The 16,614-nt window shown below is 72.2% G+C and carries 16 protein-coding genes and 1 pseudogene; 9 read left to right on the top strand and 8 right to left on the bottom strand.

The window, feature by feature from the left end:
* Nucleotides 1-7: 7 nt before the first annotated feature.
* The gene (locus tag ACFYXB_RS14920) at nt 8-1,297 is read right to left on the bottom strand and encodes an ROK family transcriptional regulator (protein ID WP_351349225.1); all 1,290 of its coding nucleotides are present in this window, start codon (nt 1,295-1,297) and stop codon (nt 8-10) included.
* A 91-nt stretch (nt 1,298-1,388) separates the two neighbouring features.
* Nucleotides 1,389-2,345 carry a phosphotransferase family protein gene (locus ACFYXB_RS14915; RefSeq protein ID WP_389581800.1) on the bottom strand — a complete coding sequence of 319 codons (957 nt, stop codon included), beginning with the start codon at nt 2,343-2,345 and terminating at the stop codon, nt 1,389-1,391.
* 223 nt (nt 2,346-2,568) lie between these two features.
* Between ACFYXB_RS14915 and ACFYXB_RS14910 the strand changes: the two genes are divergently transcribed.
* The 4 genes from ACFYXB_RS14910 (at nt 2,569) to ACFYXB_RS14895 (ending at nt 6,921) form a co-directional block, all read left to right on the top strand.
* A complete protein-coding gene (locus ACFYXB_RS14910) occupies nt 2,569-3,063 on the top strand; it encodes an FBP domain-containing protein (protein ID WP_389581798.1) in 495 nt (164 codons plus the stop codon).
* A 184-nt stretch (nt 3,064-3,247) separates the two neighbouring features.
* Entirely contained in the window at nt 3,248-4,501 is a 1,254-nt protein-coding gene (locus ACFYXB_RS14905) for an aromatic acid exporter family protein (protein ID WP_389581796.1), read from the top strand.
* Between the two features lie 47 nt (nt 4,502-4,548).
* Entirely contained in the window at nt 4,549-5,586 is a 1,038-nt protein-coding gene (locus ACFYXB_RS14900) for a hypothetical protein (protein WP_389581794.1), read from the top strand.
* Nucleotides 5,587-5,700: 114 nt separating this feature from the next.
* Nucleotides 5,701-6,921, top strand: a complete 1,221-nt coding sequence (locus ACFYXB_RS14895) for a lactonase family protein (protein ID WP_389581791.1) — start codon at nt 5,701-5,703, stop codon at nt 6,919-6,921.
* Here ACFYXB_RS14895 and ACFYXB_RS14890 read toward each other — a convergent pair.
* A complete protein-coding gene (locus ACFYXB_RS14890) occupies nt 6,889-7,614 on the bottom strand; it encodes a DUF2470 domain-containing protein (protein ID WP_389582107.1) in 726 nt (241 codons plus the stop codon). The genes ACFYXB_RS14895 and ACFYXB_RS14890 overlap by 33 nt on opposite strands.
* Nucleotides 7,615-7,726: 112 nt before the next feature.
* Nucleotides 7,727-8,332 (bottom strand): TetR/AcrR family transcriptional regulator, encoded by a 606-nt coding sequence (locus tag ACFYXB_RS14885; protein WP_351349205.1) that lies wholly within the window; start codon nt 8,330-8,332, stop codon nt 7,727-7,729.
* A 119-nt stretch (nt 8,333-8,451) separates the two neighbouring features.
* On the opposite strand from ACFYXB_RS14885, the gene ACFYXB_RS14880 reads away from it, so the two are divergent.
* A complete protein-coding gene (locus ACFYXB_RS14880) occupies nt 8,452-9,981 on the top strand; it encodes a cytochrome P450 (protein WP_389581789.1) in 1,530 nt (509 codons plus the stop codon).
* Here the strand turns inward: ACFYXB_RS14880 and ACFYXB_RS14875 are convergent.
* Nucleotides 9,943-10,773 carry a pentapeptide repeat-containing protein gene (locus ACFYXB_RS14875; RefSeq protein ID WP_389581787.1) on the bottom strand — a complete coding sequence of 277 codons (831 nt, stop codon included), beginning with the start codon at nt 10,771-10,773 and terminating at the stop codon, nt 9,943-9,945. The two genes, ACFYXB_RS14880 and ACFYXB_RS14875, sit on opposite strands and share 39 nt — an antisense overlap.
* Nucleotides 10,774-10,938: 165 nt before the next feature.
* Between ACFYXB_RS14875 and ACFYXB_RS14870 the strand changes: the two genes are divergently transcribed.
* On the top strand, nt 10,939-11,127 hold the full coding sequence (locus tag ACFYXB_RS14870; protein ID WP_389581785.1) for a hypothetical protein: 189 nt from the start codon (nt 10,939-10,941) through the stop codon (nt 11,125-11,127).
* Nucleotides 11,128-11,130: 3 nt separating this feature from the next.
* On the opposite strand, the gene sigJ is transcribed toward ACFYXB_RS14870, so the two are convergent.
* The 3 genes and pseudogenes from sigJ to ACFYXB_RS14855 form a co-directional block, all read right to left on the bottom strand.
* A complete protein-coding gene (gene sigJ / locus ACFYXB_RS14865; RefSeq protein WP_351349190.1) occupies nt 11,131-12,042 on the bottom strand; it encodes an RNA polymerase sigma factor SigJ in 912 nt (303 codons plus the stop codon).
* A 29-nt stretch (nt 12,043-12,071) separates the two neighbouring features.
* A complete protein-coding gene (locus ACFYXB_RS14860; RefSeq protein WP_389581781.1) occupies nt 12,072-13,373 on the bottom strand; it encodes an alpha/beta fold hydrolase in 1,302 nt (433 codons plus the stop codon).
* Nucleotides 13,374-13,470: 97 nt separating this feature from the next.
* Nucleotides 13,471-13,626, bottom strand: a pseudogene (locus ACFYXB_RS14855) (LacI family transcriptional regulator); the annotation flags it as partial.
* A 95-nt stretch (nt 13,627-13,721) separates the two neighbouring features.
* Between ACFYXB_RS14855 and ACFYXB_RS14850 the strand changes: the two are divergent.
* Genes ACFYXB_RS14850 through ACFYXB_RS14840 form a run of 3 tightly spaced genes read left to right on the top strand, consistent with a single transcriptional unit; the run spans nt 13,722 to nt 16,596 of the window.
* Nucleotides 13,722-14,477 (top strand): (Fe-S)-binding protein, encoded by a 756-nt coding sequence (locus ACFYXB_RS14850; RefSeq protein ID WP_389581778.1) that lies wholly within the window; start codon nt 13,722-13,724, stop codon nt 14,475-14,477.
* Nucleotides 14,474-15,952: a LutB/LldF family L-lactate oxidation iron-sulfur protein gene (locus ACFYXB_RS14845; RefSeq protein WP_389581774.1), complete on the top strand. Its 1,479-nt coding sequence runs from the start codon at nt 14,474-14,476 to the stop codon at nt 15,950-15,952. Before ACFYXB_RS14850 ends, ACFYXB_RS14845 begins: the two co-directional genes overlap by 4 nt.
* Nucleotides 15,949-16,596 carry a lactate utilization protein C gene (locus ACFYXB_RS14840; RefSeq protein WP_351349178.1) on the top strand — a complete coding sequence of 216 codons (648 nt, stop codon included), beginning with the start codon at nt 15,949-15,951 and terminating at the stop codon, nt 16,594-16,596. Before ACFYXB_RS14845 ends, ACFYXB_RS14840 begins: the two co-directional genes overlap by 4 nt.
* The last annotated feature ends 18 nt before the right edge of the window (nt 16,597-16,614 follow it).

The raw sequence follows: 16,614 nt of genomic DNA, 5'->3' as shown, positions 1-16,614 counted from the left end.
GGCTTCCTCAGTGCGGGGCGCGTTCCTGCAGTGCCGCCCGCCATGCCGGGAGGCGGTCCTCGGCCGCCGGTTCGGCGCGGCGGCCGCCGCGGGCGAAGAAGTCGGCGAGCGGCAGGATGGCGGCGCCCACGGTGACCGCGTCGGGGCCGAGCCGGCCCAGGTCGATGGTGACTTTCTCGGCCGGATGCCGCAGCGCGTACGTCGTCGCGTGGCGGCGTACGGCCGGCAGGAACCGGGCACCGAGCTGGAGTCCGGCCCAGCCGCCGATCAGGATCCGCTCGGGCTGGAAGAGGTTGATCAGGTCGGACAGTCCGGCACCGAGGTACTCGGCGGTCTCCTCGAGGACGGCGAGCGCGACGGGGTCGGCGGCGGTGCCCTCGGGCGGGTAGGCGGCGGCCAGCATCGCGGTGAGCGAGGTCTCCTCGTCGGTGCCCTCCGGCGGGCGCCCGCCCTCGTCCCGCCAGCGGGACAGCAGGGACTCGGCACCGGCGTAGGCCTCCAGGCAGCCGAGCGCACCGCAGCGGCAGCGGCGTCCCCGCACCCGTACCGTCAGATGGCCCCACTCCACGGCCCGGCCGTGCTCCACCTCGGGCGTGACGAGGCAGGCGCCGACGCCGGAGCCGAAGAGGACCACCACGGCGTTGCGGGCACCACGTCCGGCGCCGAACCACATCTCGGCCTGGCCAAGGGTCTTGGCGCCGTTGTCGATGAAATACGGGACGCCGTCCGGTAGTTGGGAACCGGACCGGAGCAGGGCCTCCAGCGGGACGGCGTCCCAGCCGATGGTCTGCCCGTGCACCACGGCGCCGCGGTCGGCGGTCCGCTCCACGATGCCGGGGACACCGACGCCCACGCCGAGCAGCCGCTCGGCCTCGATCCCGGCGGCGCGCAGCACCTCGGCCACGCCGTCGCGGATGTGGCCGACGATGACGTCCACGTCGTAGCGCTGCGGCGTCAAGGGGTGTTCGACCCGGGCGAGTTCGGTCAGGGTGAGGTCGAACAGCTCGACGCGGACGCGGGTCTCGCCGACGTCGACGCCGATCATGTGGCCGCTGTCCGGGGCGACGCGCAGCAGGGTGCGGGGCCGGCCGCCGTCGGAGTCGACGCTGCCCGCCTCCTCCACCAGTCCGTCGGCGATCAGGTCCGCGACGACGTTGCTGACCGAGCCGGAGCTCAGACCGGTCGCGGGGCCCAGCTCGAATCGGCTGAGGGGACCGTCGAAGTACAGCCGTTGCAGCACGGCCGTGCGGTTGCCCCGTCTGAGGTCGCGTACCGTGCGCCCGTTCCGCCCCGCCATGTGGCTCCTTCCGAACCCTGCCCGACCTGCAACATACCCCCGCAGGCGGGCCTCGCGCGACATTCGTCCAACCCTTAGTTCACGCTGTGAGCTAAGCGGCGGCCAGCTCCTCGATCTCGTCCAGCGCAAAGACGAGCTCCGGAGCGACCGAGTCCCGTACCCGGCAAGCGCGTTCCTCCCCCACCGCCCGGGGCACCGTCTCGGTGAGCATGATGAGGTAGAGGTAGCTCCGGTAGAGGGCGAGCCGCAGCCGGGCCGGAACGTCGAACTCGGCGCGGCCCCCGGCCTCCCGGTAGCCGGCCAGGAACGCCTCGTCCTTCCTGATGTCGCCCAGCAGGGCGAGGGAGACGAAGTCGGCGAGGGGGTCGCCCCAGAACGTGCGCTCACCGTCGATGAGTCCACCGATGCGGGGCTCCCCCGCCGATCGGTCGACCAGGATGTTGCCCGGCCACAGGTCGGAGTGGACCGGGCGCGGAACGGTGACCTCGTCGAGCGCGGCATGGGCGGCCCGGGCCACCTCGTCGGCGGACCTCGGCAACCGGGCCCCGTGATGGCGGGCGTCGGCGAGGACGGCGTCGAACATCGCGGTGAAGGCGGTCCGCCAGTCGGGCGCGAGCGGCCCGAGAGCGCCGGAGGGATAGCCGCACCCGGCCCCGCCCAGCCGGTGCAGCCGGGCGACCTGACGGCCCAACTCCACACGCAGGAGGGTCTGTTCGGTCTCCGTGAGCGAGCCGTCCCAGGGCTCGCCCGGGCAGGCCGTCATCAGCAACTGCCGTACGCCGTCGACGATCACGACGCGCGGCGCCGGTACGTCCGCCTCGGCGGCCACACGGCAGAACTCGGCCTCGGCGACGAGGAGCCGGGACTCGTACCGCAGCCCGGGAGCCGTCGGCGCGAGCTTGAGCACATAGCGACTGCCGTCGGTGAGGCGGACTTCCTCGACCGTGTTGTAGGTGCCCCCACCCAGCGGCCGCACCTCGGCGGGCGAGTCGGGCGACATGCCCGCCCCCGCCAGGACTTGCCGAACCCGTTCCCAGGAATCCACCACCGTGCACCCCTCCCCCCTGCCGTCCATGCCCGCCGCGCCGTCGGCGGCGGGCGTACGGTCCCGGTACAGGGTACGGAACGCTCCATGCGCTCCCGAGGGGTGCGCGGACCTACGGCGAAGGCCGTACCGGAAATCCACTGACTCTCTCCAGGTCGGCTATCTAGGCTAGGCAAAACCCTAGGGTCCCTAGGTTTCTGTCGGGCCGTGGCCAGAAGGACTTCCCGTGAGATCACTCACCGAGCAGGACATCCGCACCTCGTTCGTCAACTGCTCGAAGGGAGAGGCCAAGCGTCTTCCGGTCCCTCGTGATCTGGGTGAACGGGCCTGGGACGAGCTGGACTTCCTCGGCTGGCGGGATCCGGGGGCGCCCGACCGCAGCTATCTGGTGACCGAACGGCGGGGCCAACCGGTCGGTGTCGCCCTGCGGTTCCCCTCCGCGCGGCACGGCTTCCTGCACCGGAGCATGTGTTCGCTGTGCCTGACGACCCACCCCGGGGGCGGTGTGTCGCTCATGACGGCCCGTAAGGCGGGCGCGGCGGGCCGCGAGGGCAATTCGGTCGGCGTGTACATGTGCACGGACCTTGCTTGCTCGCTGTATGTGCGCGGGAGGAAGGTGCCCGAGTCCGGTATGCGCATCGAGGAGAGCCTCACGACCGAGGAACAGATCGCCCGCACGGTGAGCAACCTGTCCGCGTTCGTCGACAACCTGCACACCTAGCCCGGTCCGGGGGCGGGTCTGTTCGCTTCCAGCCGGAAATGTCGCGCGGCGAAGCCGCCGGCGCCATCTGAACGGCGCCCGGCCGGCAGACCCCCGGACGGGGCCGTGGCCAGCCTCGTTGCCGAGCTCCGGGGTGTGCAGCGGGTACGTTCTACGGGGCCGCGGAAGGGGAACAGGGCAAGGGATGCCAGACGTACGGGAGTGGGTCACGGGGCTGCGGCGGTTTTTGAGGCGATGGCGGGAACCCGTCGTCGTGACGACGCTGCGGTCCGCCGTCGCGGCGACCCTGGCCTACGTCGTCGCGCTGCGGCTGAGCCCCGAACCCGCGCCGCTGACCGCACCCCTGACCGCCCTCCTCGTCGTCCAGGTCACCCTCTACGCCACGCTCACCAACGGCATCCGCCGGGTGAACTCGGTGGTGGCCGGGGTCCTCGTCGCCATCGCCTTCAGCCTGCTGGTGGGGCTGACCTGGTGGAGTCTCGCCCTGCTGATCGTGGCCTCGCTGGCCGTGGGGCATCTGGTGCGCGTCGACGAATACGTCCCCGAGGTCGCGATCAGCGCCATGCTGGTGCTCGGGGTCACCGCCGTCGGGAACACGGCCTGGGCACGCATCGTGGAGACGCTGATCGGTGCGGTCGTCGGGCTCGGCTGCAATCTGCTGATCCCGCCCCCGGTGTGGGTGGAGGAGGCCGGCGAGTCGATCGAGGGGCTCGCGCGCCGGGTGCGGCAGCTCATGCTGCGGCTCGGCGAGCAGGCCGCGGGACGCACCCCGTGGGAGCTGGCGGCCGAGCGGCTGCACGAGGCGCGGCGGCTCGACCACGAGATCGTCGGGGTCGACGCGGACCTGCGGCAGGCCGAGGACAGCCTGCGGCTCAATCCGCGCGTACGGGAGGGCCTGCTGCACCGGGTGGTGCTGCGGACCGGCCTGGACACCCTGGAGATCTGCACGGTCGTGCTGCGGGTGCTCGCCCGCACCTTCACCGACCTGGCCAAGGCTCGCGAGCCCGAGCCGCTGTTGACGTCGCAGACCGGCGCCGCCGTCGAGCAGTTGCTGTCGGAGATCGCCGACGCCGTGGTCAGCTTCGCGGTGCTGGTGACCACCGACCTGAGCGTCAGCGCCGAGTCCGCGGAGGCCCGGCTCACCGCCGAACTGCACACCGCCGCGGGCACCCGGGACAAGGTGGCCCTGCTGCTGCGCGAGGAGGCCGAGCGTGACGCCGCACAGTGGCAGTTGTTCGGCGCGGTTCTGACCGAGGCGAACCGGATCCTCGACGAACTCGACACCGAGCATCGCTCGCGCCGTCTCCTGGAGGAGCTGGACCGGGTCTCCAGCGAACAGCGCGCGAAACGGCCCAGGCTGACCTGGCTGCGCGAGCGCGTGGGCGTACCGGAGCGGCTGCGGCGGAACCGGCCCGGTGGCGACGGGCGTTCTCTGTGAGGGAACGACGTGAAGGAACGGCCGGGCGAGCGGAGGGGAGCGTGCGGATGACCGATTCGACCGTACGGATCGACGGGAACACACTGCGGCTGCCGGGCGGGGTGGCGGTGCGCTTCGTGCGCACCCTGCGGCTGCCCGAGACGGGCACGCATGCGCTGCCGCCGGGGCTGGGCGAGTTCCCGGTCCGGCGGGTGTCCGACTACCCGGACACGGTCCCCGAGCAGTGGCGGGTGCGCGGCGGTGTGCTGCTGCCGGTGTATCTGCGCGAGGCGATGTGGCTGAGCTTCGCGGGCACGACGGAGCCGGCCGCGTTGCAGGTCGGCGTGGGCAAGGTGTGCGCGGTCTCGGGCAAGCGGTGGACCGGGCGGCTGTCCCGGAAACCGCAGAACTACGTCGTCCTGCCGCGGCAGCCCTGGCTCGACGGCATCAACTCGGGCAAGGGGACGGTGCGCCAGTTCGTGGCCGTGCCGCTGGGGCTCGGGGCGACGGTGGAGGGGCAGGTCACGGGCGAGGAGGTGTGGGGCGGCGTGCAGTTGCAGTCGTTCCCGCTGAAGGACGAGCCGCTCGCCGCGTGGCGCCGGGAGCAGCAGGCGCGGCGGCCGCTCATGAGAAGCGCCGGCGGGTACGGGTCAGCGATGCCGATGGCGGCACCGCCCGCGCCGGGCGGCATGCCCGCTCCGGGCAGGGCTCCGGCTCCGGCGGCCGCCGCGATGGGGCTGGGCGTCGGAGGCTCCATGCGCCAGGAGGTCTATCAGGACGACCGCAAGCTCAAGGACTGGGCCGAGGAACCGGCGGGACGGGTGTTCGTGCACCTGGTGACGCCACCGGAGTGGCGCCGCATCACGGGCGAGGCGCCCCCACCATCGCCGGTGGACCGGGCGGCGTACACCCGGGCGGGTCTGCCCTGGTACGACTACTACGACGAGGGCGCCGAGGATCTCGCCCCCACGGACACGCTCGGGGCGGTCAAGCCGGTCGGCGACTGGCTCGGTGACGACCTCGACCCCTGGCAGGAGCCGTCTGCCGGCCAGGTGAAGCCGCTGAAGGACGCGCCGGGCAAGCCGGTGGAGGACGGGGACTGGTAGACACGCACGCCCGTTGCGCGCTGCGCAACGGGCGTTGCCGTTCTTGCCTTCGAGGGCCGGGGCACGCCAAGGTTGCTGTCACGACGGGGGCGAGCGACGACCTGAGGTGCGGGCATGGGCAGTGGTGCGGAGGCGACACGCGGCGGCTGGAGCAGGCGCCGGTTCGTCGGGGCCCTGGCGGGAACCGCCGCCGTGGTGATCGTTCCGGCACCGGCTGCACCGAAAGCACCGAAGACACCGGACGCAGCTGAGCCCACCGAACCCCGGGCCGCCGCCCCCCACCCCCGCGCCTCGGCGCGCCCGGCCGGGCCCCGCCCCCTGTACCTGGGCACCTACACCTCGGTCGAGGGCGGCGGCGCCGGGATCGGGCTGGCCACGTACGACCCGGCGACGGGCCGAGTCACCGGGACCGGAACCCTCACCGGCGTCGCCGACCCGTCGTACCTCGCCGTGCACCCCGACCGCCGCACCCTGTACGCGGTCGACGAGCGCGTCGACGGGCGCGTGACCGCTGTCCGTCTGACCGACCGGCGGATCCTCGGCGCCCGGAGCACAGGCGGCGCGGGCCCCTGCCACCTGTCCGTGCACCCCACCGGGCGCTGGCTGCTCAGCGCCAACTACACCTCGGGCAGCGTGGCCGTGCACCCGATCGACACCTCGGGCGCACTCGGCGAACGCACCGACCTGGTCACGCACTCCAGCCCGCCGCCCGGCCCGGGTCAACAGGGACCGCACGCCCACCAGTTCATCACCAGCCCGGACGGCGGCCATGTCCTCGCCGTCGACCTGGGCACCGACACCGTCTACACCTACCGGCTGGACACGACGAAGGGCACGCTCACCGAGGTCGCCCGGGCCCACACCAGACCGGGCGCGGGCCCACGCCATCTGACCTTCCATCCCGGCGGGCGGTACGCGTATCTCGCCAACGAGGTCGACAACACGGTCGCGGTCTGCGCGTACGACCCGGCGTCGGGCCGTCTGACCATCGGCGCGCCGCAGCCGACCGGCACCGGCCAGGGCACGAACTATCCGGCGCAGTTCCTGGTGACCGCGGACGGCGGGTACGCGTTCCTCGCCAATCGCGGCCACAACAGCCTCACGCGCTATGCGGTCGAGGCGGGCGGGAGCCGGCTGCGACTGCTGGACACCGTGCCGGTGGCCGGGGACTTTCCGCGGCAGATCGCCTTCTCGCCGGACGGCCGGCTGCTGTTCGCGGCGAACCAGCGGTCCGGCACTGTGAGCGTCTTCCACGTGAACGCGGCAAACGGTGAACTGCGGCTCGCGGGCGAGCCGTTCGCGTCACCGGTCGCGGTCTGCGCGCTGCCGCTGTAGGGCGCGGGGGCAGGAGGCGGCGCTCGCCTGGGTGAGCAGCACGTGCATGCGCTCGGTGAGCTGGGCGATGTCGCCGGCGGGCGTATGGAACGGCAGCCGTACGTCGCTGTGGGCGCGGGTCCGCTCGATCCGCAGCGTCAGTCCGTGCCGGTCCACGGCGAGGGGCTGGACCCGGGTCGCGGCGTGCAGGCTCTCCGGGTCGACAAGGCGGGTGAGACGCTCGACGGCGTCCGGGTGGGCGTCGGCGAGGTGCGTCAACAGCCGGGCCTCGGCCGGGGCCAGCGGGTCGGGTCCGGCGGCGGCGAACTCGTCGAGGGCGACGACCGTCGCGCCGGAGGACTGCCGCAGGACCACACGCGTGGCCCGGAAGGCGAGGTGCTCGTCGGCGGCAGTGAACCAGCCCGCGAGCCAGAGGCGGGCGCGGATGCGGTTGCGTACGGGGACGGGTGCGACGTCGGCGAACTCCAGTACGGCGGACGGCTCCCCGCACGGCGCGCAGATCGCGGCCGTACGCAGGGCGCTGTCGTCGGGCACTCTCAGCAGTACCAGGCCGTCCTCGGCCACGGTATGCGCTCCGACCAGGTCCTCGCGCCCGCCGTCGGCCGTCACCGCGCACGACCAGGTCGTGGCGAGCATCGAACGCGCCCGCTCGGCCGCGCCGGGCACCGCCGTCCAGTCCTGACTGTCGCCCATCCCGAACCCCATCCGAACCTCCTTAGGTAAGCCTTGCCTAACTTATCGAAGATCGAGGCGCACGCCAACCACAGGGCGGGCCGGACAGGGCCTCCTGGCAACAAAACGACTGTTACGCGATCACTCCGAGCAAGGCCCGAGCACACAGGTCCCGCACCTGATCCCGGGACAGGTCCGAGCCGCGCAGCCATTCCAGGCAGACCGCGGTGGTGAAGGCGAGCCAGCCGCGGACGGCCAGCGGAAGGTCGGGGCGCCCGGCGAACCGGGGGCCGAACTCGGGGTCCCTGGAGAGCGCCGTGAGGATCTGCTGCTCCTGGGCGGCCAGCGCACGCTGGTAGACGCGGCGCACCGCCTGGTCGCCGGCCGCGTCGGCACGGTGGAAGGCGCGGAAGCCGTGGGCGTGGGCCTCGACGTATGCGAGATAGGTGTCGAGACCGGCCGTGAGCTGCTCGCGCACCGGCACGCCGGGCACCGCCGCCGTCATGCGCAGCATCCGCTCGCTCTCGTGCTCCACGACGGCCGCGAAGAAGTCCCGCTTCGTCGGGAAGTAGTGGTAGAGCAGCCCGCGGGAGACCCCGGCGATCTCGGCGACCTGCTCGATCCACACGTCGTCGTACGGGCTCTCGGAGAACAGCCTGGCCCCGACCGACAGGAGCTGCGCCCGGCGCTCCTCGGTGCTGAGTCTGCGGCGGGTGCGCTCGCCGGGGTTCGCGGCCATGTTCGCACTTTACTTGACGTGGGTTCAACAACGGCACCAGACTGGAATGCGTTATTGAACCCACGTACAATACGTGTGCACATCGTTCAACGGTCCGCAGGATCAAGGGAGATCGCGTCATGGCGGAGACCGATTCCGATACGCCGGCCGCGCTGCCAAAGGGGTTCCGCAGCGCCGAGCAGGGCTGGCCGGAGCTGCACCGCATTCCGCATCCGCCATACCGCCTCCCGCTGCTCGGCGACGTGCTCGGTGCAAACAGGCGCACGCCCGTGCAGGACTCGGTGCGCCTCGCCCGCAGGCTGGGCCCGGTCTTCCGGCGCAAGGCGTTCGGCAAGGAGTTCGTGTTCGTGTGGGGCTCCCGGCTCGCGGCGGACATCGCGGACGAGTCCCGGTTCGCCAAACATGTGGGCCTGGGCGTCGCCAACCTGCGCCCGGTGGCCGGGGACGGCCTGTTCACGGCGTACAACCACGAGCCGAACTGGCAGCTGGCGCACGACGTCCTGGCCCCCGGCTTCAGCCGCGAGGCCATGGAGGGGTATCACGCGATGATGCTGTCCGTGGCCGGCCGGCTCACCGACCACTGGGACCGCGAGCTGGCGGCCGGGCACACCGTGGGCGTGCCGGGCGACATGACCAAGCTGACCCTGGAGACGATCGCTCGTACTGGTTTCGGGCACGACTTCGGCTCGTTCGAGCGGAGCCGGCCGCATCCCTTCGTGGCGGCGATGGTCGGCACGCTGACCTACGCCCAGCGGCTGAACACCGTGCCCTCGCCGCTCGCCCCGGTCCTCATGCGGGACGCCTCGCGCCGCAACGCCGCTCACATCGCGTACCTCAACCGGACCGTCGACGACCTGGTGCGCGCGCGGCGCGAGTCGGGCCGCGGGGACGGGGACCTGCTCGACCGGATGCTGGAGACGGCCCATCCGGAGACCGGGGAGCGGCTGTCGGACGAGAATGTCCGGCGCCAGGTGATCACCTTCCTGGTCGCCGGTCACGAGACCACCTCGGGGGCGCTCTCCTTCGCCCTGCACTACCTCTCCCAGCACCCGGAGGTGGCGGCCCGCGCCCGCGCCGAGGTGGATCGCGTCTGGGGCGACACCCCGGCGCCGGGCTACGACCAGGTCGCCAAACTCCGTTACGTACGGCGGGTGCTGGACGAGTCCCTGCGACTGTGGCCCACCGCGCCCGCCTTCGCCCGCGAGGCCCGGCAGGACACGGTGCTGGGCGGCGAGCACCCGATGCTGCGCGGCGCCTGGGCGCTCGTGCTGACGCCGATGCTGCACCGCGACCCGGAGGTGTGGGGCGCGGACGCGGAGCGGTTCGATCCGGACCGGTTCGACGCGAAGGCCGTCCGGGGGCGCGCTCCGCACACCTTCAAGCCGTTCGGCACCGGGGCGCGGGCCTGCATCGGCCGGCAGTTCGCGCTGCACGAGGCGACGCTGGTCCTCGGCCTGCTGTTGCGTCGCTACGACCTCCGGTCCGACCCCGCCTACCGACTGCGGGTGACGGAACGGCTGACCCTGATGCCCGAGGGGCTGCGGCTCGCCCTGGAGCAGCGCCCCGCACCCGCGCCTGCCACCCCGGTGACGGGCGCGGAGGAAGCCGTGTCAGCGGCCGGCTGCCCAGTGCACGGGATGGGTGACTGACTCCGGCAGCCGGGTGCCGATGCTGCCGCGGGCCCCGTTGAGCTGGGGCTGGGTGAGGAAGAAGGCGCCGGTCAGATCGGCGTCCGTGAGGTCGGCGCCGCGCAGATCGGCGCCGATCATGTCCGCACCGCGCAGATCGGCGCCGGTCAGATCGGCCGCGATGAGATAGGCACCACGCAGACTGGCGCCGCGCAGGTCGGCGCCCTTCAGCCGGGCGCCGATGAGGTCGGCGCCCCTGCGGTCCTTCTTCTTCCCGCGCACACCGGCCCGCGCCAGCTCGCTGGTGCGCAGCAGCAGAACGTTGACCTCCTGCCGGTGCGCGGCCACGTCGAGCGCGGCGAGTTCCCCGGCACTCCGGCGGGTCAGTCGCTCGGTCGCGTCCAGGAACTCGCGCAGGTCGGCGTGGAGCGGGCGGGCGGCGGGCAGGCCGAGGGCCTCGGTGAGGTACCAGAGCAGTTCGTGCAGCTGCCGTACGACGGGGAACACGTCGAACATGCGCCGGGCGTCCTCCCGCGTACCGGTGCGCCAGTCCTGTCCGCCGAAGGTGACCTGCGAGACCTTCTGGCCCGCGCCGAAGCAGTCGTACACCGTGCAGCCGGTGAAGCCCTTCTGCCGGAGCTCGGCATGGATGCCGCACCGGTGGTCGTCCGCGAGGTTGCGGCAGGGAGTGCCCGCCGGCTTGTCGAGCGCGAAGTCGGCCGAGGCGGCGAAGGGCAGGGCGACGCAGCACAGTCCGAAGCAGCGCGCGCAGTCACCGCGCAGCTCGGGCGAACCGGCTCTTCGATCTGGCATGCCGATCAGCCTACCGACCTGCGCAAGTTCCGCCGCCCCGAGCGCAGCCCCGCAACGCCGGGAGGATCGTGCAAGTCATCGACGCAATCGCCCTAACGATCGCGCTGCTCACGCTGTTTTGATCGAAGAAAGGCAATTCCCTCACAACGAACACGGAGCAGTTTCATGGCACTCGACTCGTACGTCGGTCTCGGTCGGTCCGGACTCAAGGTGAGCCCGTTCTGTCTGGGGGCGATGAACTTCGGTGAGGACGGCGGGTTCGGCTGCGGCGTCGAGGACACCGGGGAGGTGCTGCCCGACGGGCGGACCGTCGGACCGCACCGCGGCCTCGGCCCGCTGACCGTGGCCGCCTGACCGTCACTCCCCCAGGTCGAGCGGGCCGAGGCGGGCGAGGCGGTCGGGGTCGGCGAGGATGTACATGCCGGTGATCCGGCCGTCGGCGATCGTGACCGACATGACCGCCAGCGGCGCACCCTCCTGCGCGGTGACGGCGCCCAGCGCGCCGTTGACCAGCGCGAGCCGCGCGAACCCGGCGAACTGCCGGAAGGTGAAGGCCTGTTCGGCCACCGCCCGGGCCCCGCGCACCAGCTTGGACGCGGCGGCGCCCCGCACCAGCGCGCCCGAGTCGGCGCGCAGCACCACATCCGGGTGCAGCAGCGAGAGGAGCGCCTCGAAGTCGCCGCCGCGGGAGGCGGCGAGGAAGGCGTCCAGGACCTCGCGCTGCCGCCCGAGATCGGGATCGGCCGCCGGAGTGGCCCCCTGGACCCTGCGGCGGGCGCGGCTCGCCAGCTGTCGGGTGGCCGCCGAACTGCGTTCCACGACCGGCGCGATGTCGTCGAAGGGCACGGCGAACATGTCGTGCAGGACGAACGCCAGCCGCTCGGCGGGCTCCAGCGTCTCCAGGACCACGAGCAGGGCGAGGCCGACCGAGTCGGCGTGCAGCACCTCTTCCTCGGGGTCGATCTCGGACAGCGGCCGGATCACCGGGTCCGGTACGAACGTCTCGTCGAGCGGCTCCTCACGGTGCGCGGTGCGCGAGCGCAGCAGGTCGAGGCAGACCCGGCCGACGACGGTGGTGAGCCAGCCGCCGAGGTTCCGGATGGCGGCCGCGTCGGTCCGGCTCAGTTTCAGCCAGGTCTCCTGCACGGCGTCGTCGGCCTCGCTGAGCGATCCGAGCATGCGGTACGCCACCGCGCGCAACTGTCCGCGGTGTTCCTCGAAACGCTCGGCCAGCAGCTGGGTGTCGTAGGTGTCGCTCATGTCGTTCATGCCGTCCCCCGTTCGGTCGGTCTCGGGTGTCACGCCTCGTCGCGGGTCAGGGCCAGCAGCCGGTCCAGGACGCGGGGCGAGCCGACGCGCAGGCCGTCGTGCTCGAACTCGTCGGTGACCCAGGTGCGCAGGCCGCGGACGGCGCGGGCGGTGTCGAGCGCGTGCGCGGTATCGACGTACATGTCGTCGTGGTAGACGGCCGCGGCCACCGGGACCTCGTTGGCGGCCAGCCGGGCCGGGTCGTACAGGGGGCGCCAGTCGGTGCGCGCGGCGAGCAGGTCGGCGGTCTCGCGCAGCGGGCGCAGGGCCGGGTCGGTGTCGAACGTCCAGGGGTGGACGGTCTCCCCGGTGAACAGGACCGGCGCGTCGCCCGCGAGGGCCTTGGCGGCGTCGAACTGCGGGAACTCGGCGCGGACCCGTTCGGCGGCCCAGGCGGTGGGGCGGCTGTCCTGGCCGTAGGTCGGCTCCTGGAGGACCGCGTACAGGGGGTGGTCCGCGTAGGACAGGAGGCCCTGGACCGCTTCCTGGAAGGCGTCGGACAGCTCCGGGCCGTGCGCGGTGCGGACGAAGGCCTCCTCCAGGAGGTAGTGGAGGCGGTGGCTGCCGTCGCTCATGCCGAGCATGAGACCGAGGGACTGGAAGGCCTCCACGGTGAGGCGGTAGCCGTTCGGCAGGACCACGTCGTGGCTCAGCAGGTGGTCGACGATACGCCGGACCCGCTCGACGTCCTGCGGATAGCGGGCGTAGTGCGCGGTGACCTTGCGCTCGATGCGCGGGTAGGCGGCCCGGTACACGTCGTCGGCGTGGGCGTCCAGGGCGGGCAGCCCGCCGGTGATCACGGCGCCGGCGAGGCCCTCCGGGGCCAGGGACAGGTAGGACACCGCACAGAAGCCGCCGAAGCTCTGGCCGAGCACGGTCCAGGGGGCGCCGCCGGTGAGCTCGGGGCGGATGAGCTCACAGTCGCGGACGATCGAGTCGGCGCGGAAGTGCATGAGGTAGTCGGCCTGCTCGGCCGGGGTGCCGCGCAGGGGGAGCGTCTGCCGGTTGGCGGGCGTGGAGTGGCCGGTGCCGCGTTGGTCGAGGAGCAGGACGCGGTACTCGTCCAGGGCGCGTTCGAGCCAGGCCTGCTTTCCGATGAAACGATTCGCCCCGAAGCCGGGGCCGCCCTGGAGGTAGACCAGCCACGGCAGGTCCCTGGCCGCCTTGTCGCTCGCGACGACCTCACGGGCGTACAGCTCGATCGTCTCGCCGCCGGGGTCGGCATGGTCCAGGGGCACGGTGAAGCGGCGGTCGGTGAGGACGACGCCGGGCTGGCGGTAGCTGAGGCTCAACAGGTCTCCCGATACGGACGGATGGTCGCGTCCCAGTTCAGCACATGGCACCGCGCGGCCGGAGCCCCGGGATCATGAATCCGTACTGAATCCAGGGTCAGCGGCCGGCAAGGCTCGAGCGACGCACCACCAGCTCCGGCTGGAGCACCACCCTCCGGTGCCCATGCGCCTCCGGCGTGGCCTGCGCCTCCGTCTCCTCCAGGAGCAGCTCGGCCGCCAGGGCGCCCATGGTGACGGCCGGCTGGCGGACCGAGCGCACGGCTCGCCGCGCCGTGAGCCGAGGTCTCCCTCGGTGGGTTGTGCCCCAGTACTCTGCACTCATCCGATGATCGACGACAAGGAGCCGCGATGCGTGTCGCCCTGTTCCTGACCTGTGTCAACGACACGCTCTATCCGGACACCGGCCGTGCTGTGGTGAAACTGCTGACCAGACTGGGCGTCGAGGTCGACTTCCCGATGGCCCAGACGTGCTGCGGACAGGCGCACTACAACACCGGATACCGGCACGAGGCGGAGCCGCTGGCCCGGCATTTCTCCGATGTCTTCGGGAAGTACGAGGCGATCGTCACGCCGTCCGGGTCGTGCGGTGCGATGGTGCGCGAGCTGTATCCGCGCATGGGTGAACGGGCGCGGGCCGAAGGGCGCGGGGGCGCCCTCGCGGCGACGCTGGCGCCGGTGGTCCCGAAGACGTACGAACTCACGGAGTTCCTGGTCGACGTGCTGGGCGTGACGGACGTCGGGGCGTACTACCCGCACAAGGTGACCTACCACCCGACCTGCCACGGGCTGCGCAGCCTCGGGCTCGGCGACCGTCCCCGGCGGCTGCTCCAGGCGGTGAAAGGGCTTGAGCTGGTGGAACTGCCGGGCGCCGAGGAGTGCTGCGGCTTCGGCGGGACCTTCGCGGTGAAGAACGCCGACGTCTCGGCAGCGATGGGCGCCGACAAAGTGCGCAACGCCGAGTCGACGGGCGCGGAGGTGCTGTGCGCGGCCGACAACTCCTGTCTGATGCACATCGGCGGGACCATGTCCCGGCTGCGCACCGGGATGCGGCCGGTGCACATCGCCGAGATCCTGGCGAGCACGGAGGAGGAGACGGCCGTATGAGCGGGACGTATCTCGGGATGCCGGCGTTTCCCGTGGCCGCGCACGAGGCGGTCGCGAACAAGACCCTGCGCGGCAATCTGCGCCACGCCACACACACCATCCGCGCCAAGCGCGCGACGGCAGTCGCCGAGGTGTCCGACTGGGCGGCGCTGCGGGACGCCGGCAAGCGGATCAAGGACCACACCCTCCGTCATCTCGACCGGTATCTCGAGCAGTTGGAGGAATCGGTCACGGCGGCGGGCGGCACCGTCCACTGGGCCGCCGACGCCGACGAGGCCAACCGGATCGTCGCCGGGCTCGTCAAGGAGACCGGCGAGTCGGAGGTCGTCAAGGTCAAGTCGATGGCCACGCAGGAGATCGAGCTCAACGAGGCGCTGGAGGCCGAGGGCATCCACGCCTACGAGACCGATCTCGCCGAGCTGATCGTGCAGTTGGGCAACGACCGTCCCTCGCACATCCTCGTCCCCGCCATCCACCGCAACCGCGGCGAGATCCGCGACATCTTCCGCTCCGAGATGGGCGCGTGGGGCCGCCCGGCCCCCGAGGGCCTCACCGACACGCCCGCCGAACTCGCCGAGGCCGCCCGGCTGCACCTGCGGGAGAAGTTCCTGCGCGCCAAGGTCGGCATCTCCGGCGCCAACTTCATGGTCGCGGAGACCGGCACGCTCGTCGTCGTCGAGTCCGAGGGCAACGGGCGGATGTGCCTCACCCTCCCCGAGACGCTGATCTCGGTCGCCGGCATCGAGAAGATCGTGCCGACGTGGCGCGACCTGGAGGTCTTTCTGCAGACCCTCCCCCGCTCCTCGACGGCCGAGCGCATGAACCCGTACACGAGCATGTGGACCGGCACCACGGACGAGGACGGGCCACAGAACTTCCACCTGGTCCTCCTCGACAACGGCCGCACCGACACTCTCGCCGACGAGGTCGGCCGCCAGGCGCTGCGCTGCATCCGCTGCTCGGCCTGCCTCAACGTCTGCCCGGTGTACGAGCGGGCGGGCGGCCACGCATACGGCTCGGTCTACCCCGGCCCGATCGGCGCGATCCTCAGCCCCCAACTCCGGGGCATCGCAAGCGAGATCGACGCCTCACTGCCGTACGCCTCCTCGCTGTGCGGGGCCTGCTACGACGTGTGCCCGGTCGCCATCGACATCCCCGAGGTGCTGGTGCATCTGAGGGAACGGGTCGTGGAGGGCGGCGAGGTGGTCCGGCACGGCAACAAGGTGGTGCTGCAGCCCGCGAAGGGACACGCCGCCGAGCGGGCGGCGATGCGTGCGGCACGCTGGGCGTTCACACATCCGGGAGCCCTGCGCAGCGGGCAGCGGCTCGCCTCGCGCACCCGCCGATTGCATCCGCGGTCACTGCCGGGACCGGGCAAGGCGTGGAGCGCAACCCGAGATCTGCCCGCCGTACCGGCGGAGCCGTTCCGCGACTGGTGGCAGCGCACGCACGGCGGAAAGGACGGCGACAAGTGAGCAGCAGGGACCGGATCCTGGGCCGGGTGCGGCGCGCGCTCGCGGACGTACCGCAGGACGACACGCCGTACGAGCGGGCCGTACCGCGCGACTATCTGCGGGCACACGGTGAGCGGACCACCGCCGAGACGGTGGACCTGCTCGCGGAGAATCTGGCCGACTACCGGGCGATCGTCCACCGCACCACCGAAGACGAACTGCCCTACGACATCATGCGGTTGCTCGCCCAGCGCGGGACCCAGTACGTCCTGGTGCCCCCGGGGCTCCCGCCGGAGTGGATGTCGGCCGCCGATCCCACCCGGGTCCACGACCGTGCGGTGAGCACGCCCGCCGAACTGGACAGGGTGGAGAGCGTGGTCACGGGCTGCGCCGTCGCCATCGCCGAAACCGGCACCATCGTCCTCGACGCCGGCCCCGACCAGGGCCGCCGCCGCATCACTCTGATCCCGGACCACCACATCTGCGTGGTGCGCGTCCCCGACCAGGTCGTCGCCTCCGTCCCTCAGGCGCTCGAACGCCTCGACCCCACCCGCCCGCTGACCTGGATCTCCGGACCGTCGGCGACCAGCGACATCGAGCTGGACCGGGTGGAGGGGGTGCATGGTCCGCGCACCCTTGAGGTGGTGCTGGTGAGCGGGGAGTGACCGGCGCCGTTAGCGTGG

This window comes from Streptomyces sp. NPDC002619 (assembly GCF_042889305.1).
Taxonomy (GTDB): domain Bacteria; phylum Actinomycetota; class Actinomycetes; order Streptomycetales; family Streptomycetaceae; genus Streptomyces.
This window is presented reverse-complemented; position numbering and strand designations above follow the sequence as displayed.

Coding starts and splice junctions, on each gene's coding strand:
- ACFYXB_RS14885 (WP_351349205.1), bottom strand. CDS start 8,332: ATGGCCGCGAACCCCGGCGAGCGCACCCGCCGCAGACTCAGCACCGAG.
- ACFYXB_RS14845 (WP_389581774.1), top strand. CDS start 14,474: ATGAGCGGGACGTATCTCGGGATGCCGGCGTTTCCCGTGGCCGCGCAC.
- ACFYXB_RS14905 (WP_389581796.1), top strand. CDS start 3,248: ATGCCAGACGTACGGGAGTGGGTCACGGGGCTGCGGCGGTTTTTGAGG.
- ACFYXB_RS14870 (WP_389581785.1), top strand. CDS start 10,939: ATGGCACTCGACTCGTACGTCGGTCTCGGTCGGTCCGGACTCAAGGTG.
- ACFYXB_RS14900 (WP_389581794.1), top strand. CDS start 4,549: ATGACCGATTCGACCGTACGGATCGACGGGAACACACTGCGGCTGCCG.
- ACFYXB_RS14895 (WP_389581791.1), top strand. CDS start 5,701: ATGGGCAGTGGTGCGGAGGCGACACGCGGCGGCTGGAGCAGGCGCCGG.
- ACFYXB_RS14890 (WP_389582107.1), bottom strand. CDS start 7,614: ATGGGCGACAGTCAGGACTGGACGGCGGTGCCCGGCGCGGCCGAGCGG.
- sigJ (WP_351349190.1), bottom strand. CDS start 12,042: ATGAACGACATGAGCGACACCTACGACACCCAGCTGCTGGCCGAGCGT.
- ACFYXB_RS14880 (WP_389581789.1), top strand. CDS start 8,452: ATGGCGGAGACCGATTCCGATACGCCGGCCGCGCTGCCAAAGGGGTTC.
- ACFYXB_RS14920 (WP_351349225.1), bottom strand. CDS start 1,297: ATGGCGGGGCGGAACGGGCGCACGGTACGCGACCTCAGACGGGGCAAC.
- ACFYXB_RS14875 (WP_389581787.1), bottom strand. CDS start 10,773: ATGCCAGATCGAAGAGCCGGTTCGCCCGAGCTGCGCGGTGACTGCGCG.
- ACFYXB_RS14850 (WP_389581778.1), top strand. CDS start 13,722: ATGCGTGTCGCCCTGTTCCTGACCTGTGTCAACGACACGCTCTATCCG.